This is a genomic window from Aquimarina algicola (genome assembly GCF_006443095.1).
Lineage (GTDB): Bacteria > Bacteroidota > Bacteroidia > Flavobacteriales > Flavobacteriaceae > Aquimarina > Aquimarina algicola.
Genome location: NZ_VFWZ01000008.1, coordinates 323938 through 350504 on the forward strand (window position 1 = coordinate 323938; position 26567 = coordinate 350504).

Consider the following 26567-nt stretch of genomic DNA (forward strand, 5'->3'; position numbering starts at 1 on the left):
ATGTTAATCAACATAAGTCTCCTTTTTTTATGATATAGATTATATATTGTACAGTATGCCAAAAGAGATATTATTAAAATCTAAGTCTATTGAAAACTCATTATCTTCTCTCTTAATTTCTGAACTATCCAAAGAGTTAAACGCTGTGAATTCTTGGTCAAGATATCTTATTCCTCCTATTCTCGAGGTAATAGATAATTTTTCTGAAATGAAAAAATTTATTCCTGGAGATAGGGTAATGTCATATGCTTTAACTTCTGTTTCAAAAACTCCTGTGTTTAGCTGATTGGAAGAACCTGGACTTTCAGTTTCATTTTTAGTAAAAGTGTACCCTACAGAAAGGTCAGCGTAGATAGAAAATCGTTTTTGTGGATGTATAAAGTATCTTGCAAAAGCACCCAGAGAATAACCAGATAAATCAGTAACAGTATTTGAAACATTATTACCTCTAGATTTTTGTTCCCCCGTCAAATACCCCAGTCTTGTGCCTAATGCTAAATTTGAACCTACAAAATAACCGATTTCCGGTTGGATTTGAAATTCATTAGTTTCACTAGTTGAATTGGTGTTTTTTGTTTCAGAATTTTTGTAATTAATTGTTCCTGAAATAAAAAAGTCTTCCTTTTTAAAACCAAAATCAGGTTCTTCTTGCGCATGTATAGTAGTAAGTAAAAAAAGAGAAGTTAAGAGTAAAAATGTTGTTTTCATATTTTTGTTTTTGTAATTTTTTTGTTGAATACAAGTTTATTTGTCTTACATGCAAAAAAAACCTTTCTAATATTGATCAATAAAAGACATCAAAGCATATTTATTAAAATTATTCTTTTTTAGGTATTTATAAAACTGTAAACTAAAATACTGATGCAGAGCTTTCGATCCTTATTTTTTAGATCAATTAATAATTGAATGCGAATCATAATGTTTTTTATACATTAGATATTATAATTAACGATTTAGATGAATGAAAAAAATTTATATTACTCTGTTTTTATTGATTGTTTTGTTTTTGGTGTTAAATCAGACTGTAACAGGAAAAATGGTCGTGAGTTATATCAAAGGAAGCGTTAGCAATATTAGTAAAGACTCAGATTATATTGATAAAAATGGAGATTTAATTTCGACACGGGTTACTGTTCCTAGTGGATATAAGAGAGTTTCTTATAAAAAAGGTTCATTTGGAGAGTATCTTCGTAATTATCCATTAAAACCATATGGTAGTAAGATTATAAATTATGATAATAGTGAGTATTTTGCACAAAATTGGCATGATGCTATTCTTGAAATTCCGGTTCCTGAAAATGGATTGCAACAATGTGCAGACGCTTTAATGAGAATAAGGTCTGAGTATCTATGGCTACACAATCGAAAAGATGAAATTGGTTTTAATTTTACTTCAGGACATTATTGCTCATGGATAAAATATGCTGAAGGATATCGCCCCAAGATACAAGGGAATAAAGTGACTTTTCATAAAACCTCTTCGGCAGATTATTCTAAGTCTAATTTTTATAAATATCTTAATCTAATCTACACCTATGCAGGTACATTATCAATGAGCCATGAGCTTAGAAAAGTAGCTGTATCAGATGTAAAAATTGGTGATATGCTCGTCAAACCAGGTTCGCCTGGGCACATAGAAATTATTGTAGATGAAATAATTAATGAAGAAGGGCATAAAATGTATCTCTTAGCTCAAGGGAATACGCCGGCTCAAAGCGTTTGTCTGCTCAAAAATTTTGAAAACACATCCATCTCACCTTGGTATCAGTTTAATGAATACGAAGCTGTTTACACACCCAGCTATTATTTTGATGAAGCGCGATTTATACGGTTCAAATAATTCAAATTTCAGAATTAATAATTCTAATTTAGATAGTATCTTTGCAGCATTATGTCTAGAATACTTACCAAACAAGAGTTGCATAATCTTGCAATGAATATTGTAGGAGAAGAATTAGAAAAAAAAGGCTTTGAGTTCATAGCGATAAACAGTACGCTTGGTAAACATCCTCAATTTGTATGTGTTGATCAATCGAATCAACGTTATTTTGTTCTTGTAAAAGCAATTTCTTATCCAGACAATCCTCATAATTATGATATGATCTGGATGGAGTCTTTTAAAAAACATGCGCGCGAACAAAAAGCTAAGGTTTTTTATGCAGGAGTTGGATTGCAAAATGCAGAGAACCCTAATAAACCTGTTTTTTTGAATCAGGATTATGTGTTAGAATATGCAGGATTACAAATCATAGAAACACATCTGAATTAAATTGTCTATTTATGTTGAAGAGAATATTTGTTATTGTATTTTTTAGTCTGCTTTTCTCTTGTAAAGAAGAAACCAAATTACATCTTAATGTTACCAGAGGCAATGCCTTCGGAACTTTTTTTTCTGTGCAATTTATAACAGACAGAGCAATTGATTTTTCAACATCTTATGATAGCATAGCTCAAGTTATTAATACTTCTATGTCTACCTACATAAAAGATTCTGATATTTCAAAGATTAATGCCGGAGATACGACGGTGACGGTTGATGATCATTTCAAAAAAGTTTTTAATGCCTCCAAGGATATTTATACCACTACAAATGGTGCTTTTGATCCTACTATTGGGATTTTGGTCAATGCATGGGATTTTGGTCCAAAAGGAAAAATAAAGTCGTTAGACAGTCTTAAAATTGATAGTTTGCTAGTTTCTGTAGGTATGGACAAGTTATCTTTACAAGATGAGAAAATTATAAAAGCACATCCTCATACTTTTATTGATTTTAATGCTTTGGCAAAAGGATATGCAGTAGATGTCTTTGCTGACTTTATAGAAAGCAAAGGGTTTGAAAATTATATAGTTGAAATAGGAGGAGAGATCAGAGCCAAAGGAAACCATTTGATCAAACAGAAACCCTGGCGAATCGGTGTTGAAGATCCTAATTTTGACAATACACAATCGTATACTAAGGTTATTTCCCTTCAAAATGGAGCAATGGCAACATCAGGTAGTTACAGAAAGTACAAAATTGATGAATCTGGCAATCGATACACACATATTATAAATACACAAACAGGGTATCCTAACAGATCTAACGTGTTAAGTGTGTCAGTTATTGCCGAAACCTGTATGTATGCAGATGCTTATGCAACAGCATTAATGTCTATGGGATTAGAAAAGGCAAAACTATTTCTGAAAGATCATCCTGAGCTTAAAGTGTTTTTTATCTTCGAAAATGAAAATAAGAAACTAGAAACATATGCTATAAATGGTTTTCCTGAAGAGTGAGACTACTTTTTTACCCTCTTCCTATACACAAATATTCCAACACTAGAAATGACTAAAAGTGATAGTATAAAAACGATCCAATAATATGAATTTGTATTGCTATTAAATTCAATAGCACTAGTATTGCCAATTAAATAGAATCCTCCCCAATAAAAAGGATCGGTTCTATTGATATCTGCATGAGTTAAGTATTGTAATTTAGCTTGCTGCAATGCTTTTATTTTATTCATTCCTTTTTTTAAATTGATGTAAAAGTATTTCATCAATTCGGGAGTAGTTTGATCTGATACTTCCCAACTGGTGAGTAACAAACTCTTAGTTCCTGCATATTGAAAAGCATTACCGATACTCATAATTCCTTCTCCTTTTGCTATTTTACCATCACCGGTATTGCATGCACTTAATACAGCGAGTTCTGCCGGGATATTCAAAGCAAAAAGCTCATGGCTGTATAAATAATTGTCTTCAATAGCATCTTGATTTTTTGTAAACAACAGCCTGGAGTTTTCAGGGCGTTCATTGTCTATCTCCCCATGTAGTGCCAGATGCAGAATATTATATTGCGAAGCATGTTCTTTAAAATTCGTTTCTATCGCTTGATTACCATAATAATATTGTCCTTCTATGATTTCTGAAATTGCTTTGATTTCTTCACGAGTGCCCGGTAAATCAGCATGAGTATCTCTTAAAGTAGCTAAGCTTATGGTTTCAGAATTCACTTTGTAAAGACTATCTGAAAAAGAGAAAGCAAGACACTCTTGTCTGTTTTTTGAAAGCTTATCTTTTTTAGGTCTAGTAGTGAATAGTAATTTTGCAGAACTAGCATATCCTATTGCATGTGTTTTGAGGAGATACGATAGATTTCTAGGGTTGTTAGAAGCATCGTTTTCGGTGAGTAAAAGCTCAAAATTAAGATGCCAAAGGGGACCATCTGGTATAATAATAATTTGATCTCCCGTAAGTTGCTTTTTGATAGGAGAAATGATCTGTTTGTATATTTGATGTGATAGTGTTTTAAAAGCAAATGTTTCTTGTGTAATAATAGATTTTCGTAATTTTTTGATGTTTTCTTCGAGCTTGGGTGTAGCTAGTGTCGTTGCTTTGATACTATTTTTTGAAACCGTAAATACATAAGTAGTACTATCTGAGGTAAAAAACTCGACTATAGTAGTATGTGTATCTAAATTCTTTTGAATATCTGCAATAGATATACTATCATTTTTATGTTGCAGTTGATAGTATTTAGGGTATTTTTTTGCAATATGTTGTGTAAGTGAATCTAGTTTTCGACCGATATTGAATAATTGATTTTCATAAGCAACAATTTTTGTAGAATCTGGGTGTTGCATATTCCACTCATTGGTAATTTCTGAGGTATAAAAGGCATAGTCGGTTTTTAGATTTTTTTCTGCGTTTTGAATGGTTGTAGGTAAACCGATAAAACTTTTGGCATTAGATGCTGCAAGTAGTCCTTTTAATGCATTGGCCTTGCTTTTTTCAGAATATAGAAATGCTTGTTCAAGTGCTTCTTGATTTTGAGTGACATTATAGTATTGTAATTGTGCCTGTATGGCTCCTTCATATACTTTTTGAGTAAGGTCGGCAAACGTAATCTTGTCTTGGTAGTTCTGTAGTGTTTGCCGGATACTTTTGATCAGTGTATCTGTTTTGTGATAGATTTTGATACTTTCCTCTAGACTAGTTAAGTTATGATTTTCTTGATGTTGATCTCGTAATACTTTTGCCTTGCCTTGATAAGTTTGTAGCAAAATATTTAAGTCCAAATATTGACCAAAATCAACATTGTGATGTGTTAGGTTTTCTTGAGATTTTGTATTGGCGGTTATCGCTTTGTCGTAATATAATAAAGCATTTTTGTAATCTTTTTTTTGGTGATATGTTTTTGCGATTAGATTATATGATTTTGCAGTTCTGGGATGGTGCTTTCCATCGGTTAGTAATCTGACCTCGATACTTTTGAGTAGAATCTCTAAGGCGTTATGATATTCTTTTTTTAATCGATATACATGAGCGATAGCATTGTTAATATCACTTACATTATAGTTAGTGTTTCCAAAAAAATGCTTGTGGATTTTTAAGGCTTTTTTGTAAAATGAAAGTGCAGTGTCATATTCTTTTTTTACAATACAAATACCCGCAAGGTCGTGATATGTATATGAAGTTTCGTGATGGTTTTCCCCATATTTATTAATTCGTATTTGTAGTGCTTTTTTGTAAAAATAATCAGCCAAAGTATATTCTTTCTTGGCTTTATAACAATTCGCTATATTATTATATACTCTTGCAACAGCTGTATGGTTTTTTCCTAATATTTCAATATAAATTTCATTTGCTTTATTGTAATAGGATATTGCTTTATTGTATTTGCCTTGATGTTGATAAACGAGTCCTATATTGTTATATCTCGCGCTTATTCGAGAATGGTGTTTGCCTAATATTTTTTTGCTAATGATTAATGCTTTTTCAAAATATTGAAGTGATTTATTATACCAACCTTTTTTTAAGTTAATAATACCAATCTCGTTATAGATAGAGCTAAATAATCTTTCACTTTTTTTATTTAGGACTTTTAATGCTTTATTGAAATACCTTAAAGCTTTGTCATGATTTCCTTTGAGTTTATAGATTACACCAATGTTTTTATAACAAAATGCTAAATTAGGATGTTGTTCTCCAAGAGTATTGGCTATAATAGATATTGCTTTTTCTTGATGTTGTAAAGCTTTTTTATATTTATTTGTACGAGTTAAAATATTACCAATATGATGATAACAAAAAGCAACTTCGATACTTTTTTCCGGGTAGATTTTTTTTCTGATTTTTAATGCATTTTGATAGTACTCTAATGCTGATTTATATTTCCCGATATGGTAATATGTGGTACCTATATCAATGTAACTTTCTGCAATTTTTTGGTGATGATTGCCAAAAGTTTGTACTCTGGTCTGTAATGCTTTTTGATAATGATTCATGGCTTGATCATACCGAGCCAAAATATGATCTATAGTACCCATATTATGATAACAATCTGCTACCCGATAATCGTTTTCTCCAAAATGCTTAAGTTGTATGGATAGGGCTTTTTGATAAAATTCCATTGCTTTTTGAAATTTATCTTGTTTTTTAAGAATATGACCGATACTGTTGTAGGATAATGCTATTTCAGGATGTTTGTCTTCAAAAAGTTGTTGTTTGATTGCTAACGCCTTTTTTGCGTTTTCCAGAGCGATGTCCAGATCATAGTTTTTTCTTTGAGTTTCAGCTATCTTTTCATAGGTAGTTGCTACTTTTTTTTGTGCATTTGCATTTTGGTATATGGGTAATGCTTTTTCAAAATATACTATTGCACTATCTAATTTCCAAGCGGTAAGTAGGTGTTGCGCTTTGATGAAATGTCGTGAAGCTACAAGTGTATCCTTTTTTTGTGCATATATACTACAACACAAAAACATAAATAGTAAAACAGATACAATTTTAGTACAAAATGTTGGGGTAGTGGGTTGCATGAGTTATTCAATACAATTTAAATTATCAGCTTTATACTATTAATAACAAAAATCATAAAAATGTTACCCTCGAATTCAGTTTTTTTATGATTGATTAAGCTTTGTAGCAAACGGGTAATAGTTCTCCTTTTGCCAGACAATATTTTTCAACTTCTGTTGGGGTTAAGATTTCAGTGTAATTAATCTCATCAACTTTAAACCCAATGGACCGTAATTTTTCAAAATAATCTCTTCCATACACTCTTACATGATCATATTGTCCAAAAATTTTGGCTCTTTCTATTGGATCTGTTATGGTATCATCTTCAAAAGTGTGTTCTCGATCAAGATCTTGTGGGATCTGTAATATGGCCATACCTGCAGGCTTTAAAACCCGAAGGAGCTCTTGCATAGCTTTGGTGTCATCGGGGATATGTTCTAAAACATGATTACAAAATATGACATCAAATTGGTCATTTTCGAATGGGAGGTTACAAATATCGGCTTTTACATCAGCCAAAGGAGAGTTAAGATCAGTCGTTGTATACTCAATATGTTTTAGTTTTCTAAATCGTTTATAAAAAGCCTGCTCCGGTGCAAAGTGCAACACTTTTGCGGGGGTGGTAAAGAATTCGGTTTCATTTTTTAAATATAACCAAAGCAATCGATGTCTTTCTAATGATAATGTTGAAGGAGATAATACATTGTCTCTCTGATTGATATATCCATAAGGTAAGAAACGAGAAAAACGCTTACCATCAATAGGGTCGGTGTATTTGTTTCCTCTTAAAAATAAAGATATAATAGGTCTAACTAGGTAGCTAAGCCTTATTAATAAGGGTCTAGGTATGGTATTGAGAATAAATTTAAAAAGCTTTTTCATGTCGTTTCATGAAGATGATAATACCCCAAATGGTAGTGATGAAATACCGTATTAAAAAAGTTAAGAAATTTACTGTTTAAATTGTCAAAGCTTCTTGTCTAAACGCGTCTTCTTCATCGGATTCGATACCTAATGCTTGGTAAATATATTTGAAAGTAGAAAGAATTTCAGGTTTTCCGTCTACCAAAGCAACATCATGTTCAAAGTGGGCACTTGGTTTTTTATCAGCCGTAATAATAGTCCAACCATCTTTTAATTGTTCTATTTTGTGTGTTCCCATATTGATCATAGGTTCTATGGCTACAACCATACCTTCTACAAATTTTTTGCCTCTACCGCGTCTTCCATAATTTGGCATTTCTGGGGCTTCATGTAATTTTTTTCCTAGCCCATGGCCAACAAGTTCTCTTACGACACCATAACCGGCATCTTCTGTATATTTTTGTATGGCATATCCAACATCTCCTACACGATTACCGATTTTGAATGCTTCTATACCTTTATAAAGTGATTCTTTGGTTATCTTCAATAATTGTTCGATTTCAGGAGTCACTTCACCAATTTTGAATGTATAGGCATGATCTCCATAAAACTCATTTTTTATTGCTCCACAATCGATCGCAACGATATCACCTTCTTCTAATGGTTTGTCTGTTGGTAATCCATGTACTACCGCTTCATTAACACTAGTTAGTAAAGTTGATGGGCATCCATATAATCCTAAAAATCCAGGAATAGCACCATGATCTCTAATAAACTCTTCTGCAATTTTATCTAATTGTTTTGTTGTTACTCCCGGCTTTAATTCAGAAGCCAACATTCCCAGAGTTTTAGATACTACCAATGCACTTTCTCGCATTAATTCTATTTCCTCACGTGTTTTGGTGATAATCATAGGCATTTTCAAAAATAATTATGTATAGTATTTATAAAGAATGCAAATTTACAAAGAATAATACTGGTTTGGTATAAGATGTACTGTATTTTGATACAGTTGAAGTATTTACAACTTCATTTTTTATTCTTCGTAAGAATGTTTGTAAGGTTTGCCTGATAGAATGGTGAGCATGTCTTTCTCTAAAGTTTCTCTTGCAAACTCAACAAATCGTCCTATTTCTTTTTTGTCTTTATAAAAAATGAGAGTAGGTACATTTGTAATATCAAGACCTTTTTCAAAACCTTCGGGAGTGTCTTTTTCTTCGGTCACTGTGATCAATTCAAGATTTTTATAATCAAAAGATGTATGGTCTAAAATTTTATAAAAAGCAGGTACTTCTCTTTGGCTATCCTCACACCATGTTCCCATAAATACCTTGATGGAGATATTTTCTAAATGAAGAGAAAGTTCTTTTACAGTTTTAGCATCTGTGTGATACTCTTTATAATTTTTATCAAACCATGATTTATAAGGTTCTTTTTCTAAAGCACTTCGATCCTGTTTTCCTACTAATATTTCGGGATTAGTTTCTTCTTTGACTGTCATGTCTTCAGTATTGCTTGTATCTACTTTTTGTTGTGCAATTTTAGCATTTGTATTTGAACAAGAACTTACTATTGTTAAAACAATGATACTAAATATTAGGTTTTTCATTAGAATTATAATTATTTGAAATCAATACAATGATTGATTTGATATGTTTTATTGCCAGACCTTACTTAATTAATGTATTTTGGGTCATCGCTTTTGGTTTTTCAATTTGCATCAGATCAAGTATTGTAGGTGCAATATCTCCTAAAACACCATCTTTGATAGGGATTTGATCTTTGTCAATCAAAATAAAGGGTACCGGATTTGTTGTATGGGCAGTATGTGGTGATCCATCAGGATTGATCATTGTTTCGCAATTGCCATGATCAGCAATCATAATTGTAGAATATCCGTTTTCTAAACCGTTTTCTACTACATCTTTTACGCAAATATCTACGGCTTCGCAAGCTTTTATAGCCGCTTCCATGACACCGGTATGCCCCACCATATCACCATTGGCAAAATTAAGGCATACAAAATCTGCTTCGCCTTTTTTCAATTCTGTTACCAGAGCATCTCTTAATTCGTAAGCACTCATTTCTGGTTTTAAATCGTAGGTAGCAACTTTTGGAGAGTTTCTTAATATTCGATGTTCTCCTTCAAAAGGCTCTTCTTGTCCTCCCGAAAAGAAAAATGTAACATGTGGATATTTTTCTGTCTCGGCAATTCTTATTTGAGTTTTTCCTTGTTTGGATAGTACTTCGCCTAACGTTTCTGTAATGTTATCTTTGTTATAAATTACATGAATACCTTTAAAGTTTTCGTCATAATTCGTCATCGTCACATAATGTAAAGGTATTTTATGAGTGTTATACTCAGGCATGTCTTGTTGTGATAACATTTCAGTAAGTTCTCGACCTCTGTCAGTCCTGAAATTGAAGAAAATTACGACATCGTCTTTTTGAATTGTAGCAACTGGAACATTATTTTCTTGAATAGTGATAGGTTTTATAAACTCATCTGTGACTTCATTGTCATAATTGGCTTGTATACTTTCTAATATATTGGTGCTTTGTTCTCCGTTTCCATTTACTAAAAGATCGTAAGCCAGTTGTACGCGCTCCCATCTTTTGTCTCTATCCATAGCATAATACCTACCAACAACAGAAGCTAATTTACCAGTAGTTTTTGCCATATGTTCTTCTATATCTCTGATATGACTTTTACCGGATTTTGGATCTACATCACGCCCATCTGTAAAAGCATGTAAAAATACATCCTTAAGTTCATAAGCATGTGCAGCGTCTAGTAATCCTTTTATATGATTGATATGTGAGTGTACCCCACCATCACTTAATAAACCTAATAAATGAATATTTTTATGATTGTCTTTTGCATATCGAAAAGCGTTGACCAATACAGATTCATCCTTCAAAGTATCATTTTCGACAGCAATATTGATTTTTGCCAGATCTTGATATACAATTCTACCGGCACCAAGATTCATATGACCTACTTCGCTATTTCCCATTTGACCTTCTGGCAAACCTACATGAAGTCCATCTGTTCTTAACGATGCGCAAGGGTATTTTGTATACAAGCTATCAATATATGGTGTTTGAGCTTGATCAATTGCAGATACTTTTGGGTCAGGAGAAGTTCCCCAACCATCAAGAATCATTAGGATTACTTTTTTACTCATAAAATGTAATTTAGATTGTTTTTTTGGGTGGTTAATTTAAAAGTATTGCTTCAAAAAAATGAAGCAAGAAACAAATTTACGATTTCGTATATAAGTGAACAAAATCCGAATGTTATCCAGATGTAATTTAAACTTTTTCTAAAGGTTATTAAAAGCTATTTTTTTGTGAATTTGTTAACGAATTTGTTTTTATAAAGTTAAAAATGAGTTTTTTTTTAATTTTAAACTATTTTTTTGAGAATTATGTAATTTCTTTGCAGTGTCAAAAAAATAGAAATATAGACAATTAATATAGAAATTATAAACAAACAGAAATGAAAAAGTTAGCAATTTTAGTAATGTGTATGACAGTTGGATTCGCTATGGCAAATGATCCAATTAAAGAAATTAAGAACTACAAGGTAAAAACTACAGAAGTAGTAAATATCTCTCCATTTTGTATCTCTATCGCCAAAGGTGATTATGATATGGTAAAGAAGTTAATTGAATTAGGTACAGAAGTAAATGAGCCATCTAAAGGAATGACTCCTCTTATGTATGCTGCTCGTTATAATAGAACAGAGATTATCAAACTTTTATTAGCTAATGGAGCAAAAGTAAATACAAAAGATAGTAAAGGATTTAATGCTATCAAATACGCTCAATTATCTAATGCTAAAGATGCAGAAGAATTATTATTAGATTTTAAAAGCTAATAAGATATAATATAGTTACATTTTAGTACTATTATAAAATAGCCGGTACAATATTGTACCGGCTATTTTTTTTGGAGTAATAGCACCGCTACCACTTTCAAAATATTATGTTATCCAAAGGTTAAAACCTAGTTATTTAGGAAAATTCTAATACATTATTAAAATATTATATATTATGTTTGTATGTATTACTTTTATATGTCGATAGTTTTACTATTAACTTATAGAAAAATATGGAAGTCAAATTTTTTGACTTATTAAATTAGGAGTGATTTGTTTGATTTGATAACCCTGAAAAGCTCTGTTAGTAAGGAACTAACAGGGCTTTTTTTCATTTTTGAATGTTACTGATATTTTTCTTGAACGTTAAAATTCTGTTATTAACCGTTTTTAAGTGTAACAAAAAAATAGATACGGTAGTCTTATGTTTAAAATGTCAATCTAAAAACGTAAAATCTAATTTAAAATGAAAAAACAAGTTTTAATCGCGCTGATGATGGTATGTTCAATCATGATTAGCAATTCGGTAGAAGCAAAAACAATTACTAATGACTACAATGTAGAATCTGTTAAGACTAAGAATACAGTTAGTCCTTTTTGCATGGCAATAGTAAAAGGTGATCTTGAAACAGTTAAAAAAATGATTGAATTAGGTAGTGATGTAAACAAAAAATCAGACGGGATGACTCCTGTTATGTATGCATCTCGCTACAATCGAACAGAGATTATCAAAGTTCTTGTAAAAAATGGAGCAAACCTTAAAACAAAAACGGATAAAGGTTACACAGCATTAAAGTATGCAGAATTATCTAATGCAAAAGAAGCTATCGAATTATTAAAAACGATGTCTTAATTAAAGAAAGCATTTAAAAGAAAGTCTCTGGTTTTTTGATCAGAGACTTTTTTATTATTGAAGTGGTTTAAACTTTTTTCAATTCGTTATAAAAATGCTCTTTTTACTCAATTTTTGGCTTTTCTTACTTCGTAGCGCTGCTATGAAGTGCAAAAAACACTTCATTGATTATATTCTCTTATCGCTTCTTTTATTTTTTCGATTCTATTTTCAGGATCGGGATGAGTGTTCTGAAACTCTGGTGTTCGATTAGGATCTGATGCGGCTTTTAGTATTTTCATAACTTCTATCATCTCTTCAGGATCATATCCAGAATTTATCATAAATAAGACCCCGAGCTTATCACTTTCTAATTCATCATCTCGGCCATTGCCTAGTAAAATATTTTTTCCGATACCGTTTACAATATTTCCTGCATCTGCTCCAATAGAAGCTCCTGTCGAAATTGTTTTCCAGAATTCGTGTTCGGCAATTCTTTCTGCTGAGTGCCTTCCGAGTACATGACCAATTTCGTGCCCCAAAACTCCTGCAACTTGGTCTTCGTTATCTAATTTTGATAATAGAGCATATGTGATAAATATTTGTCCACCCGGAAGTGCAAAAGCATTAATGGTATTTTGATCAGCCAATAAATGAAATTCATAGGTGTAGGGTGTTTCTTTTGCCATACTAGAATTTACAAGTTTGCTCCCGACCATATCTATATAACTTTGTAATTTGCTGTCAGGGTGTAATCCTCCATGTTGTTGTGCCATTTCTGGAGCACTTTGTAACCCAATAGCAATCTCTTGATCACTAGTCATATTGATGTTTTGTACTCTATTTGTATATGGATTTAAGGTTTTATTGCTGCATTTTTTGAAAAAGGCAAAAGCTACGATAGCCAAACCTATTAGAATACGAATTTTTAGACCACCTCGTCTCATGAATACTTATTTTAAAATATAGTTTTACAGTGCTTCATTTCTAAAGGTAATAAAAAAGTTGCTTACCAAATGAAATGTAAGTATACACTTTTCTGGTAAGCAACTACTAGAGATATTGTAGAAAAAAGCTAAAAATCAGTGCTATCTAGCAAAATTGAGTTTGCAGTTTTAGCGATAAAATAGTTGAGTATAAAAGTATTTTCCCTGACTGTTTTTTATAGCAATAATTCCAATATGTGTAAAATTACCTTCTATATTTTCTTTGTGCCCTTCTTTACTATTTAGCCAACTCTCCATAACGGATGCAGCAGATCTTTGACCGGCAGCAACATTTTCTGCTGCAGTTCTGGCATTTTCTTTTCTAGATAATTCTTGAAATCGAGAATTGAAATCGTCATGGCTAATCCTGTTTTGTTCTATCATATAGTTTGTATGATCGGCAGCAAGCTTTTCTGCAGTTTCATTTTTTGAAAATGCGGGTAATCCTTTGCTTGCTCTATGTTCATTAACCAATCTAAAAATTTCATCTGCGATAGAAGTTTCGTTTGTTGTATCGTCATTGTCTCCAGAAGTATCATCACCGCCAGTAGTATCATCTCCTGTTGAGCCATTGTTTTCTGTAACACCATTTTCTTCAACACTATTACTATCATCATCAGAACATGATACAATACAAAGTGCCATTAATAAAGCACAAAATATACTTTTGATCGTATTTCTCATATAAAAATATTTTATTTAATAACTTATATTAACCTTATTTAGTATACGTTTGGTGTACGTAACTATAGATTTTAAGAGTAAATCAAGGTTGTGTGATGCTTAATTTCGAAGGTCAAACATGATAAAAGTATAATAATATCTATCGTTTTGATCTTTTACAGCTGCAATTCCAACTTCTGCAAATTTTTCGGTTTCGATTAAGTTTTTATTACTTTCAGTATCTAACCATTCATTCACCAATTCTTCAGGGGTATAAAATCGAGCATTAAATTCTGCAACAGTAAGTGCATTTTCAGTTTCTCTAAGTTGATCGATTCTATCGCGTCTTCCATCTGCATTTACTTCTTCTAGATCAACCATAGAGTTGGCATGCTCTAATGCTAATCGTTCTGCAGTTTGATTTATACTTAATTCAGTTAAGGATAAACTTTTACGATGTTCATTAACTAATGTTAAGATTTGAGTTTCAAAAGATGCTTGCTCTCCATCAGTAGGTGTAGAAGAATCATTATCATCATCTGAACAAGAAGATAAAATAAGGGTGAAACATAGGAGTATAGCCCATGCAGACTGTAGGTTTATTAGTTTCATAATTGGGGCTTTATAATTTATTTACTAAAATAAGGAATTATTTAGTAACTACTTATAAGAGTTGAGGATTAATGTCTAATATGTTCTCAGAAATGTATTGTTTTATAAAAGCTTCTGAGAAATGATTGCTACCCATTAATTTTGCTTTTTGAAGTTCAGCTTGCAGGTCTAATTTCTGATAGGCTTTTAGCATTGGTATAGAAATTGGAGCATAAGAATAATGCCAAGGTTCATATTTGAATCCTTTTCGATAGATATTATCTGTATAAACAATATAAAATCCGAAAGAATTTGCATGCTGATCTAACCAGCTTTTAAACTTGCAAAAAGGACCATCACCTTCAAAATTTTTCTCTAAGAGAAGCCCTCTGGGTTGAGGTGCATTGCCATCAACAATATCGATGTCGGTCCCCCAGTGGTGTCTTGATGTGCCTGGTATTGTAGAGTATTCTATTATTTTTTTTATAGCATTAATAGGAGAGAGGCCTTCACTAGTGAATTTTTTGTATTTGCGTTCCCAGATACGATTTTGGTGTGCATAATTTCTATAGCTAGATACGACCTTTATTTTAAAACCACTTTTCGAAGCAGCAGTTTTCATTTTCAAAAAAGCCGTATAAGCTTCTTTTTGTAATGAATATCCTTCTCCGAAAAGTGAGGGATTACTTTTTCCCATCAAGTCGGCTTTAGTAAAAGCAGATTGAGGTGTTAAAAAAGATGATAATGATACTGTTGCCATAACCCCAAGTGCGCTTTTATGTATAAAATCTCTTCTTTTCATTATTTAATTATGGTTTCTTTACGAACTTTATTCTAAAATTCCGTCAACAATACCATATTCTAGAGATTCTTGAGCATCCATCCAGTAATCTCTATTAAAGTCTTTTAATACTTTTTCCATGTCCTGGCCACAGTTATCTGCCAAAATTTGTGCACTCAATTCTTTGGTTTTAAGAATTTCTGCTGCTTGGATTTCTATGTTAGATGCTTGTCCTCTTGCTCCTCCACTAGGTTGATGGATCATCACTTTTGCATGAGGTTGGATAAATCTACGTCCTTTTTCTCCAACACTTAACAAAATAGATCCCATAGAAGCGGCTAATCCCGTACAGATTGTAGAAACCGGACTTTTTAAACTCTTTATAGTATCATACATTGCAAATCCTGAAGTAACATAACCTCCCGGACTGTTTATATATAATTTGATTTCTTCATTATTAATCATGTCAAGATACATAAGTCTATCAATAACATGCTTTGCAGATTTGTCATCTACTTGTCCCCAAAGAAATACGCTACGTTCTTCTAAAAACTTTTTGTCTATCAGATCCTGTGTTTTTCCTGATTTTTCTTTCATTCTTATGATTTTATATTTTTTGTAAGAATCCTTTATGTCTGTGAGATAAATGTATAGTAATTTTTGCAAAAATGCATCATATAGGTTTAGTATTTTGCAAAATTTTAGACCTTATTCGATCAAGAGTTTTAAGCATATTTTAAATTAAATGCAAAACGTATACAAATTAAATAGATTGCTTACCAGAAAGGAATGACTAAAGTATAAAATGACATTCAAGAAAAATTCGTTTTAAGGACGTTATAGTTTCTTTATAGTCATCCCTGTAGCTTGACCAATAATGGTTATATTGATGGTACTCGTAGAATTTACTCCTCTAATTTTGATTCCATAACTTTGAAATGCACTAAGATTTAATATCAATTTTCTACTTGCATTAGCATATCTCCTTGTATTATTCCCTCCCTGAAGTGAAAACATAGCACCGGTATTGTTAATAGGATTTGAATTTTGACTTACAACAACTTCAAAGGTTGGTCGATTTGCATTATTTTGATTTTTTAATGCAGTAACAGTATAAGAGATTTCATAAAGACCGCTTTCTGTTACTTGAATCTGGTCATTTGTTAGGTTATTGATAGGACCACTAGAAACTCTTGCAGTATTTAGAGGTATTTGAAATCCATTATTGTTAAATCCATTAATAGATAAATTGGTATTACTGGTGTTAAATTTATCTACATAAGTTAATGAGGATGTTGAGCCACCACCCCCTCCTGTTTGATTACTAATAAGGATCCAATTACTACCATCACTTTGTAGCCAAATTATACTATTTGCAGGTACTGTATTTTGACCAGAATTAGAAAGATTTCTATAACTAGAGATTGTTCTGTCTGCACCGGTTGTGTTTTTAAGGACATAAATCCGTCCATTAGATTGTCCGGCATTTGGTAAATTGATAGAAGTAGAAGTATTATTAATGATTACTGTATGATGCGTTTCGTCTAGATTAAAACCTCCTCCAGGAGCGGTAATAATAGATTTGGCTACAGAACCGTTTACCTGAAGAGTTGAATTTGCTAAAGCCCCGGTATTTATACCAACTCTAGGTCTTGCATTTTGAGCATCAGCACTTCCTTGTATTCTCATAAGTTCTTTAAGTGTTTGATCTCTGTAATCAAAACGCTTAAATACAAAAGGCTCTAGACCATCATCTCCAATAATAAATTCGAGTTCACCTTGATTACTGGTTCCTCTAGACCCGATTTCAAAAAAATCAGTTCCAGCTGCACTTCCTTTTAATCTAAAATTTCCATCTGAATTTGTAAAAAACATGGGTTTATAAAATGAAGCTCCAGCCGCAGCAAATTGTAGGGCAGCTGTACTGCCATTCCCATTTACATATACCATAGGCTGATCGCGATCTGTATAATCTGTAAAGCCTTGTACTAATCCTAAAGTTTCTCGTCTTCCGAACTGAAGTAAAGGAAGATTGTTGGATCTTATTTCCATTCTTACATCATCTGTATGTCCTAAAAATGAAGTGCTTGGTAAACCAGTATTACCATTTATTAACCAATTATTATTACTCGTAGAAACCCAGGCAGTTCCATTAAAAACATATATAATGTTTGTTTCAAGATTATAAACTATAGATCCTGTTTGTGCAGCGGTTACAGCATTCATCTCTGCTAGTGTAGAAGCCGTAGGAACACCCATGACAGAGTATTCGTCTAGTTGTGCTAACGCAAATAGGGGTAGTAGCGTTAGCAAAAAGAATAATTTTTGCATGTGTTTACTTTTTTTGGTTTTTGTATCTAAATAGGGGGATACAAAGTGTATTCTTTACTATAAATCAATTACAACTAATAATATATTTATGATGATAAGATTTTAAAGTATTTAAATAGTGATAAGAAAGTTTTGTGAAGAAGTAAATTTGATATTGTTTATTTATCTATTTATGTATAAATATCCTGCCCGATCTTTTTGTCCGTTTATTTTTAAAACATAGTAGTATGTACCTGCTGGTAATTCTTCGCCTTTAGCTATAGTCGCTCGACCATCAGAGATTCCTGCCCATGAATTGTCATACCCTTTTTTGTTGTAAACTTGAACTCCCCATCTATTAAAAATGGATAATTCATTATCTGGAAATTGAGCAATTCCCTGGATAATAAAAGTGTCGTTAAAATTATCTCCATTAGGAGAAACAGCAGAAAATATTTGTAATTCTCCGTCTAATATTCTGTTAGAAGTACCAAAGGTTAAAACAACATAATCATCAGGGATTATTGATTGTGATGTGATTTCTCCATTATCAAGATCTCCAGAAAAAGAAGTATTTCCTAGATTGACCCATTGTTCTAAGTTTCTATCCCAGCCTACAACTCTAAGGTCTTCTAAATTATCAACTAAAGTAGGGATGTTACTATTGTCATCCCAAGTAAGTGTAACTCTTGTTTCTATGTCACCATCAAGGTCCCAAAATTCAAAAGAACTTACACCAAAAAGGACGTCGCTAAAATTGTTTGTATCAAAATTTGTGGCAAAGAAATTGGGAGTGTTGGGATTTTCGAAATAATATGCACCTTTTGCAGTATTCGCCGCAGCTTCATTATCAATACTCATTGGACGTAGTCTAAAATCATCACCAATAGGAAAAGTAAAATCTAGTAAACCATTGATAGATGCATAACCGTCCACATAGCGATCATCATTTTCGCCTAAATAAGGAGCATCATTTATATAGTCTAAAGAGACATTACGTCTATCTCGAGGAGTTTGAACACGCCCGTTTACAAATTCTTGAAAATTGTTAACACCTACAGCAACTTCTAAAAATAAATCATCGCTAACATCTATTTCCATATCATGAAAAACAGGTCTGTTGTCTCCTGTTACAGTTAAGTCACCATCAGGATTATAAAAACCTGCAAATCCAAGGTTTTGATCAAAATCACCATCATTGATAACATCGATATGAAAACCGATTTTACCTTGATCATGAATTTGAATATCACCAAAATTGTGAAAAGCCTGTTGGGCTATCATAATTTTAGAGATAAGGCATATTATTAATAAAGTAGTTTTGTCCATAAGTATTTAGGGGTAAAAACTGTTTTTACGGTTAAACAGTAAATAATATATGGTAAATATACTATATTTTACAATAAAACATAATTTTTTGACGATAAAACACACTTAATCATCGACGAAATGCATTTATTTAGTGTTTAAATGTTTTAAATATTAAATAGAAATCAAATTTTTGTTAAAACTAATGAATTATGGAGCATAGGCAAGATTTAGTAGCATAAAATATTATTAAAATTTACTAGTTGTTTTGAGATTGTTATGTTTTTTTGGAAGTAGTTATGTGTGTTTTACTTTATTTCAAAATTAGATTAATTATTAACCCTGTATGTTATTCTTCTATTGGTAATTACAGTAGCAGCTCCAATAGGAAATGTATTTCCGAACTCTGATGTAGAATTACTGGTTGTAGCTGTTGCAGTGATTATACTTCCAACAGGAATAGTCGATCCTAGGGTGATAGAGAAATTAAATCGTTCTGTATTATCAGTGTTTCCATCTGCGTCTGTATATGAAGAGGATGTGCTATCATTATCATCGGGACTTCCTTCTATAGCCGAAGCAATGAATACCTGACCTTCACCATAATCTTGTGTAAGCCCAATTTGATTATCACCCACCGATGCCGTTCCTTGATTAATATCTGTAAGAAAGAATTCTAGTGTAGCACCAGGAGTAGCCCAACCAACTACTTTTAATACATTACCAGATATAGTGGCCGACTCAAAAACCGGAAAATTTTGCCTTCCATTCGGACCGGTATCTGCATCTCCAAGATCATTTAAAGTAACTCCATCATTATTAAGATCTATTCCCAAAGCGTCTGAAACAGTTCCATTTGCAAAAATGGAGTTTTGTGAGATTAGGTTGCCAGAAGTATTTCCGCTAGAAAGTGCTATACCTGCTCCACCATTATTGTTAATTATATTATTAGACATAGATGAGTTGCTACCACTTAATAAGATACCTTGATTTTCGGTACAAGTAGGCCCTGTACCAGAAGTAGTAATTGTATTTTCTGTAATTGTAATATTTCCTGCACTACCATTTGCATCAATACCAATAGAAGCAGCAGATTCTATAAGATTATTTCGAATTTCAATTCCGGTTCCACTTTGTAATCTAAGATTATCATTACAAAAAGTACCACTAAGACCGCCTCCATTATTAGTAATATGATTATTTCGAACAATTGTTGAAGTTCCTCCATTAATCAATACGCCTGCAGTACGATTGCCTGAGATAAAATTATTTTCTATAGTTGCAGTTCCTCCTATCATTTCAACTCCCACTCGAATGTTTTGAACTGCAGTTCCTGCTGCATTAACACCAATAAGATTCGAAGAAATGATTGTGTTTGTACCAGAATCAATTCGTATTCCTGAGTTATTGTTTGAATATACAGATAGATTTTGAATTGTCGTATTGTCTGCATCTACAATTAGTACATCACCATTATTTTGATGAACTTGTATTTCCGGAAGGTTATAATTAGGTAATGTACTTGCTGATGTTCCAACATTTGTTCCTCCAGAACCAACAGTTCCTGTATTATCATCACCTGAAGAAGAAGAATATACAGTTTGAGATCTCCCGTCAATAACAGTATTTGCATCGCTAATATTAGGAAGGTCATTACCATTTGGGATTACGATATCAAAATACCCACTAGTAAAACGAGTATCTGCAGTTCTTCCTAATCTATCATTTGCAGGAGGAATCATAAAGATAGAAGTATCTGCTCCGGATGCAGGATCAAAAGAAGCATCATCAGGATGGGGAACGATATCCAACCCTGTTTCATCTAACGCATTTGAATTAATGATAAATTGCCTCAGAGAGCCTTGACCTTCTTGATTTGAATTCACTATAGTATTGAAATTAAATCCAAAATCTAAATCGACCACCCCTTGATTATTAATTGAAACGGATGAAACAGTTTGTGCACCTGTCAATACTCCTGCTGCAGTATCCTGACCACTAGGATCGGTTCCTCCGATTTGGGTTGTAATGTCTGTATGAGTTCCCAGAGAGAAATTTCTTTTGAACGTTTGTATAGGTAAACAAGTTGTACATCCACTGCCTCCTCCTCGGGTAGACCTAACTGTACTGTTTACAACTCTAACACTGAAATCTCCATTATTCATACCACCAAATACATATTCTCCAGAACTATCTGTAACAGTTGCATCTTCTAAAGTACCGGTATTGTCATATAACTCTACAGTTGCATTTTCTATGGGAGCTCCAGAAGCAGTAGTGATATCACGCCCGTTTCCTCCTCCATAATTAATATCCTCAAAAACATTACCTGTCATTAGATTACTAGATACTTTTAAAACTACAGAGTTTAGTAATATAAAATCACCACCAACTCCAACATTAGTTGTAACACTGGTTTCTCCAACATTGATAAATGGAGAAATATCGTATGTATCAAGGTCAATACCAAAACGAGTGCGATCTACCCCGGTAGTTCCATCATAAACAGTAGAATTAAATGGATTATCAAGTGTTACCCCATCATTATCGCCATCGCCAACTAGTGGAAAGGGAGTAGGGCTTGCGCTTGTAGAAAGTGAGAGTTCTTCGCCTCCTGTATTTGGAGCATCACCTTCCCAAGAGAGTACAGTTGTTTTGGCATCAGAATTTGAATTTGCAAAGAAGTTATCTAATAGAAAAGGTAAAGGACTTGCTGTATTTTGCGCTCCCGCAAATCCATTATAAAGATTTATTGAAGCAGCCGGTAAAGAAGCATCGCTATAAAAAATCATTAGACTCCATGCGCCAACGGTTACATTTCCTGTACAATAAGTTCCAGTATTATCTACGGTTAAATCCGTAAAATCATATGTGTTTGCAGAAGGATCTGATATACCTTGTATTATAGATGTTACATCACTAACCATCCCAAAAAATGTAATACCTAATCCTCCAAATCTAAAGACATTCACTACATCTGCAGAAACATTTTGGCCTTCAAAAGTAACTTGATCATCCCTTTCATAATTAGATTGTGCCCAAAAAAGATATGCTCTTTCAATAGTTGCAGTAGGAGGGATGCTAGAGGTTAATATTTCTGAAGAAGTCGTGACTATAGAACACGTATTGGTATCGCTATCACGCAATGATCCTCCTGTTACGGCATAATCAAACTCTCCATCAAATTCGTCAAATATAGTAAGTGGTGGGTTGATAGAAACTCCTGTGTCAGCAACAGTAAAAGGAATAAACTGAAAGAAACCTGCGGCAAGAGTTGTGTTCAAAACTTCAACGCCATTGACTAGTACTCTTACTGTCGCAGCACCATCCCATCCGTTAGATGCAGCATCTGCTACTAAAAGATTATAATTGCCAAATGCTAAGGTTGTACTGCCGGTATTATTATATACAAAACCTGTATTGTTATTATTGAAACAATTTCCAGGTACACAGTCTTGATACACTGTGGCATTTCCAGCAGTTCTTATCTGTACAAGATTTTGTTGTGCTTGCACTGGCCAGTTTACTTCTACAGCTACAACAGCCTGAGCACTTGCATTAAATGTTGAAAAACATAAAAAAGCTATTAGAAATAATAACTTGTTAGAAAGTAAAGCCTTTATAAAATGATTGTGTGTTTTCATATCCTATTTTACTACAAATACTACGTTTATTATAGTATTATCATTTGTAGGTGTACCTAAAATATCATATGTCATAACACCGGCGTCTGTAATACCGTCGATATTAAAAATTGCAGGGTCTGCAAAAGTAACATAATAGTTAAGTTCGGTTGCTTCATAAATAGGAATTGAAGCTGGCGCACTTGGATTTCGTGCAATAGGAGCGGCAAACTCTTGTCTATATAAGTCGTATAAATCCAATGTGTCATCATTTCTTATAGTAGAAGCATCAATAGAAATTGAGGGAGGGTAAAATACTCTACCTGCTTTGGCAGTAATAGGAGTTATTGCTTCTATAACTGCTTGTACTGTGGCATCTACTACAGCGTCTCCATCTACATCTATAATATCAGCCGCATCTACCGATCCATCGCCATTTAAATCTATAGAAGAAGCAATTGTATTGACCTCGGCTGCATTTTGATCATCAGTTGCAATTAACCAGCCATTTGTAGGCCCTGTGTAACGATAGATTTCTTCATTATCAAGATTATAAACAACCGCACCAATCTGTGGATTTAAAATAGCATTTATTTCTGCTAAATCGGTTGCGGTTGGTAACCCTGTTAGCGCATCTGCATCATTTGGACCAATTTGAGCTGTCATTACATTTAGCAATGTGAAAAATAACAGGTTTAAGATTATTTGTTTCATTTGGTTATATGAGCTTTTAATAGTTTAGTCTATGGAAGTCTAATAACAGTAAACATAAAGTCTAGATCAATATCATCTCCTTGTGTTGAACCATTATCACTATCCCTAATATTTACAAAGAAGCCTCCAGCTGTCTGATTGTAATAAGTAATACCAGGATCATCAAAGTTTGCTGTTGTATTTCCTGGACAATCACCTCCACAATCAGGAATTGTAAGTTGTATCACATAGTTTGCACTTGGCAATGCTGTTGTAAACTGAATTTGATAATCTCCTTCTGGGCCTCCACCTCCATTATTGGTAGTAACCTTCGTCACTGTAGCATTGTAGATGGCACCTGTATTTACTGTTCCATTTGCATTTACTTTTCCTGCTGAATAAATAGTTGGAATTCCAAGTGCAGCAGTGTTTAAAAATGCTCCACCGTCGCTACCAGCTGTAATTTGGTTACCAGCATCCGCACTTACTACTGTTGGATTGATATCCGCAAGTGGTACAGACACTGTACTACCATCCGAATCAGTGATGATTAAATTTGTTCCATCTTCGGTGAAAGTAGAATTTGTTGTATTGGTATCCGTATCGATATCTGCTAACGGAATAGACACGGTACTACCATCCGAATCAGTGATGATCAAGTTTGTCCCATCTTCAGTAAAGGTAGAATTCGTTGTATTTGTATCTGTATCGATATCTGCTAACGGAATAGATACTGTACTACCATCCGAATCAGTGATGATCAAGTTTGTACCATCTTCAGTGAAAGTAGAATTGGTTGTATTGGTATCCGTATCAATATCCGCTAATGGAATAGAAACGGTACTACCATCCGAATCAGTGATGATCAAGTTTGTTCCATCTTCAGTAAAGGTAGAATTAGTTGTATTTGTATCTGTATCGATATCTGCTAATGGAATAGATACTGTACTACCATCCGAATCAGTGATGATTAAGTTTGTTCCATCTTCAGTGAAAGTAGAATTAGTTGTATTTGTATCTGTATCGATATCTGCTAATGGAATAGATACTGTACTACCATCCGAATCAGTGATGATTAAGTTTGTTCCATCTTCAGTGAAAGTAGAGTTTGTAGTATTGGTATCCGTATCGATATCCGCTAACGGAATAGAAACGGTACTACCATCCGAATCGGTGATGATCAAGTTTGTTCCATCTTCAGTGAAAGTAGAGTTTGTTGTATTGGTATCCGTATCAATATCCGCTAATGGAATAGACACTGTACTACCATCCGAATCAGTGATGATCAAGTTGGTTCCATCCTCAGTGAAGGTAGAATTTGTTGTATTGGTATCCGTATCGATATCTGCTAACGGAATAGATACTGTACTACCATCCGAATCAGTGATGATCAAGTTTGTACCATCTTCAGTGAAAGTAGAATTAGTTGTATTGGTATCCGTATCGATATCCGCTAAAGGAATAGACACTGTACTACCATCCGAATCAGTGATGATCAAGTTTGTTCCATCTTCAGTGAAGGTAGAATTGGTTGTATTAGTATCCGTATCAATATCCGCTAAAGGAATAGACACTGTACTACCATCCGAATCAGTGATGATCAAGTTTGTTCCATCTTCAGTGAAGGTAGAATTGGTTGTATTTGTATCCGTATCAATATCCGCTAATGGAATAGATACTGTACTTCCATCCGAATCAGTGATGATCAAGTTTGTTCCATCTTCAGTAAAGGTAGAGTTTGTTGTATTGGTATCCGTATCGATATCTGCTAACGGAATAGATACTGTACTTCCATCCGAATCAGTGATGATCAAGTTTGTTCCATCTTCAGTGAAAGTAGAATTTGTTGTATTGGTATCCGTATCAATGTCTGCTAACGGAATAGATACTGTACTACCATCAGAATCGGTGATGATCAAGTTTGTTCCATCTTCAGTGAAAGTAGAATTTGTTGTATTGGTATCCGTATCAATGTCTGCTAACGGAATAGATACTGTACTACCATCAGAATCGGTGATGATCAAGTTTGTTCCATCTTCAGTGAAAGTAGAATTGGTTGTATTGGTATCTGTATCGATATCCGCTAATGGAATAGAGACTGTACTACCATCCGAATCAGTGATGATTAAGTTTGTTCCATCTTCAGTGAAAGTGGAGTTTGTTGTATTGGTATCTGTATCTATTTCACTAGCAAGATCTGCAAGAGCGATAGATACTGTACTACCATCTGAATCAGTGATGATCAAGTTTGTTCCATCTTCAGTGAAAGTAGAGTTTGTTGTATTGGTATCCGTATCGATATCCGCTAAAGGAATAGAGACTGTACTACCATCCGAATCAGTGATGATTAAGTTTGTTCCATCTTCAGTGAAAGTAGAATTTGTAGTATTTGTATCTGTATCGATATCCGCTAATGGGATGGAAACGGTACTACCATCCGAATCAGTGATGATTAAGTTGGTTCCATCTTCAGTGAAAGTAGAATTTGTGGTATTGGTATCCGTATCGATATCCGCTAATGGAATAGAGACTGTACTACCATCCGAATCAGTGATGATCAAGTTTGTTCCATCTTCAGTAAAGGTAGAATTTGTAGTATTTGTATCTGTATCAATGTCAGCTAATGGAATAGATACTGTACTACCATCCGAATCAGTGATGATTAAGTTTGTACCATCTTCAGTGAAAGTAGAGTTTGTTGTATTTGTATCTGTATCGATATCTGCTAATGGAATAGAAACCGTGCTACCATCAGAATCGGTGATGATCAAGTTCGTTCCATCTTCAGTGAAAGTAGAATTTGTTGTATTAGTATCTGTATCGATATCTGCTAACGGAATAGATACTGTACTACCATCGGAATCCGTGATGATTAAGTTCGTTCCATCTTCAGTAAAGGTAGAATTTGTGGTATTGGTATCCGTATCTATTTCACTAGCAAGATCTGCAAGAGCTATAGATACTGTACTACCATCCGAATCAGTGATGATCAAGTTTGTTCCATCCTCAGTGAAAGTAGAATTGGTTGTATTTGTATCCGTATCAATATCCGCTAATGGGATAGATACTGTACTACCATCAGAATCGGTGATGATCAAGTTTGTTCCATCTTCAGTGAAAGTAGAGTTTGTTGTATTGGTATCCGTATCAATGTCAGCTAACGGAATAGATACTGTACTACCATCCGAATCGGTGATGATCAAGTTGGTTCCATCTTCAGTAAAGGTAGAATTTGTTGTATTGGTATCCG

General features: G+C 33.4%; 21 protein-coding genes. 5 read left to right on the forward strand and 16 right to left on the reverse strand.

The features are described from left to right. Positions 1–39: 39 nt before the first annotated feature. Positions 40–708 carry an outer membrane beta-barrel protein gene (locus FHK87_RS21710; protein WP_140596650.1) on the reverse strand — a complete coding sequence of 223 codons (669 nt, stop codon included), beginning with the start codon at positions 706–708 and terminating at the stop codon, positions 40–42. A 253-nt stretch (positions 709–961) separates the two neighbouring features. Between FHK87_RS21710 and FHK87_RS21715 the strand changes: the two genes are divergently transcribed. From FHK87_RS21715 to FHK87_RS21725, 3 genes are read left to right on the forward strand one after another with little or no spacing between them, the layout of a single operon-like run. Continuing rightward, positions 962–1840 carry a DUF4846 domain-containing protein gene (locus tag FHK87_RS21715; RefSeq protein ID WP_140596652.1) on the forward strand — a complete coding sequence of 293 codons (879 nt, stop codon included), beginning with the start codon at positions 962–964 and terminating at the stop codon, positions 1838–1840. A 51-nt stretch (positions 1841–1891) separates the two neighbouring features. Beyond that, a complete protein-coding gene (locus FHK87_RS21720) occupies positions 1892–2269 on the forward strand; it encodes a Na(+)-translocating NADH-quinone reductase subunit F (protein WP_140596654.1) in 378 nt (125 codons plus the stop codon). A gap of 11 nt (positions 2270–2280) precedes the next feature. Then, entirely contained in the window at positions 2281–3276 is a 996-nt protein-coding gene (locus FHK87_RS21725; RefSeq protein WP_140596656.1) for an FAD:protein FMN transferase, read from the forward strand. A 2-nt stretch (positions 3277–3278) separates the two neighbouring features. Here the strand turns inward: FHK87_RS21725 and FHK87_RS21730 are convergent, their stop codons facing one another. From FHK87_RS21730 to gpmI, 5 genes are all read right to left on the reverse strand, one after another. Continuing rightward, complete coding sequence (locus tag FHK87_RS21730; protein WP_140596658.1) at positions 3279–6803, reverse strand: CHAT domain-containing protein; 3525 nt, start codon at positions 6801–6803, stop codon at positions 3279–3281. A gap of 94 nt (positions 6804–6897) precedes the next feature. Beyond that, positions 6898–7665 (reverse strand): class I SAM-dependent methyltransferase, encoded by a 768-nt coding sequence (locus tag FHK87_RS21735; protein WP_140596661.1) that lies wholly within the window; start codon positions 7663–7665, stop codon positions 6898–6900. Positions 7666–7741: 76 nt separating this feature from the next. Next, entirely contained in the window at positions 7742–8560 is an 819-nt protein-coding gene (gene map / locus FHK87_RS21740; protein WP_140596663.1) for a type I methionyl aminopeptidase, read from the reverse strand. A 123-nt stretch (positions 8561–8683) separates the two neighbouring features. Further along, a complete protein-coding gene (locus FHK87_RS21745; protein WP_140596666.1) occupies positions 8684–9256 on the reverse strand; it encodes a thioredoxin family protein in 573 nt (190 codons plus the stop codon). 61 nt (positions 9257–9317) lie between these two features. Next, a complete protein-coding gene (gene gpmI, locus FHK87_RS21750; RefSeq protein WP_140596669.1) occupies positions 9318–10835 on the reverse strand; it encodes a 2,3-bisphosphoglycerate-independent phosphoglycerate mutase in 1518 nt (505 codons plus the stop codon). 314 nt (positions 10836–11149) lie between these two features. Here gpmI and FHK87_RS21755 point away from each other — a divergent pair, with 314 nt between their 5' ends. Both FHK87_RS21755 and FHK87_RS21760 read left to right on the forward strand, forming a co-directional pair. Beyond that, a complete protein-coding gene (locus FHK87_RS21755; protein WP_140596672.1) occupies positions 11150–11530 on the forward strand; it encodes an ankyrin repeat domain-containing protein in 381 nt (126 codons plus the stop codon). 466 nt (positions 11531–11996) lie between these two features. After that, a complete protein-coding gene (locus FHK87_RS21760; protein WP_140596674.1) occupies positions 11997–12383 on the forward strand; it encodes an ankyrin repeat domain-containing protein in 387 nt (128 codons plus the stop codon). 161 nt (positions 12384–12544) lie between these two features. Here FHK87_RS21760 and FHK87_RS21765 read toward each other — a convergent pair whose 3' ends face one another. The 10 genes from FHK87_RS21765 to FHK87_RS26410 all read right to left on the reverse strand — a co-directional run. Beyond that, positions 12545–13309, reverse strand: a complete 765-nt coding sequence (locus FHK87_RS21765) for a M48 family metalloprotease (RefSeq protein ID WP_140596676.1) — start codon at positions 13307–13309, stop codon at positions 12545–12547. Between the two features lie 168 nt (positions 13310–13477). Next, positions 13478–14032, reverse strand: a complete 555-nt coding sequence (locus FHK87_RS21770; RefSeq protein ID WP_140596679.1) for a CAP domain-containing protein — start codon at positions 14030–14032, stop codon at positions 13478–13480. Positions 14033–14131: 99 nt separating this feature from the next. Next, entirely contained in the window at positions 14132–14623 is a 492-nt protein-coding gene (locus tag FHK87_RS21775; RefSeq protein WP_140596681.1) for a CAP domain-containing protein, read from the reverse strand. A 52-nt stretch (positions 14624–14675) separates the two neighbouring features. Next, a complete protein-coding gene (locus tag FHK87_RS21780; protein ID WP_140596684.1) occupies positions 14676–15404 on the reverse strand; it encodes a M15 family metallopeptidase in 729 nt (242 codons plus the stop codon). 27 nt (positions 15405–15431) lie between these two features. Then, positions 15432–15986 (reverse strand): ClpP family protease, encoded by a 555-nt coding sequence (locus tag FHK87_RS21785; protein ID WP_262711276.1) that lies wholly within the window; start codon positions 15984–15986, stop codon positions 15432–15434. A 234-nt stretch (positions 15987–16220) separates the two neighbouring features. Beyond that, the gene (locus FHK87_RS21790; protein ID WP_140596688.1) at positions 16221–17714 is read right to left on the reverse strand and encodes a hypothetical protein; all 1494 of its coding nucleotides are present in this window, start codon (positions 17712–17714) and stop codon (positions 16221–16223) included. 162 nt (positions 17715–17876) lie between these two features. After that, a complete protein-coding gene (locus FHK87_RS21795) occupies positions 17877–18977 on the reverse strand; it encodes a gliding motility-associated C-terminal domain-containing protein (RefSeq protein ID WP_226294368.1) in 1101 nt (366 codons plus the stop codon). Between the two features lie 353 nt (positions 18978–19330). Next, positions 19331–22645 (reverse strand): right-handed parallel beta-helix repeat-containing protein, encoded by a 3315-nt coding sequence (locus FHK87_RS21800; RefSeq protein WP_140596692.1) that lies wholly within the window; start codon positions 22643–22645, stop codon positions 19331–19333. A gap of 3 nt (positions 22646–22648) precedes the next feature. Continuing rightward, entirely contained in the window at positions 22649–23338 is a 690-nt protein-coding gene (locus tag FHK87_RS21805; protein WP_140596694.1) for a hypothetical protein, read from the reverse strand. Positions 23339–23367: 29 nt separating this feature from the next. Then, the coding region (locus tag FHK87_RS26410; protein WP_226294369.1) for a beta strand repeat-containing protein at positions 23368–26567 on the reverse strand (3200 nt) is incomplete at its 5' end.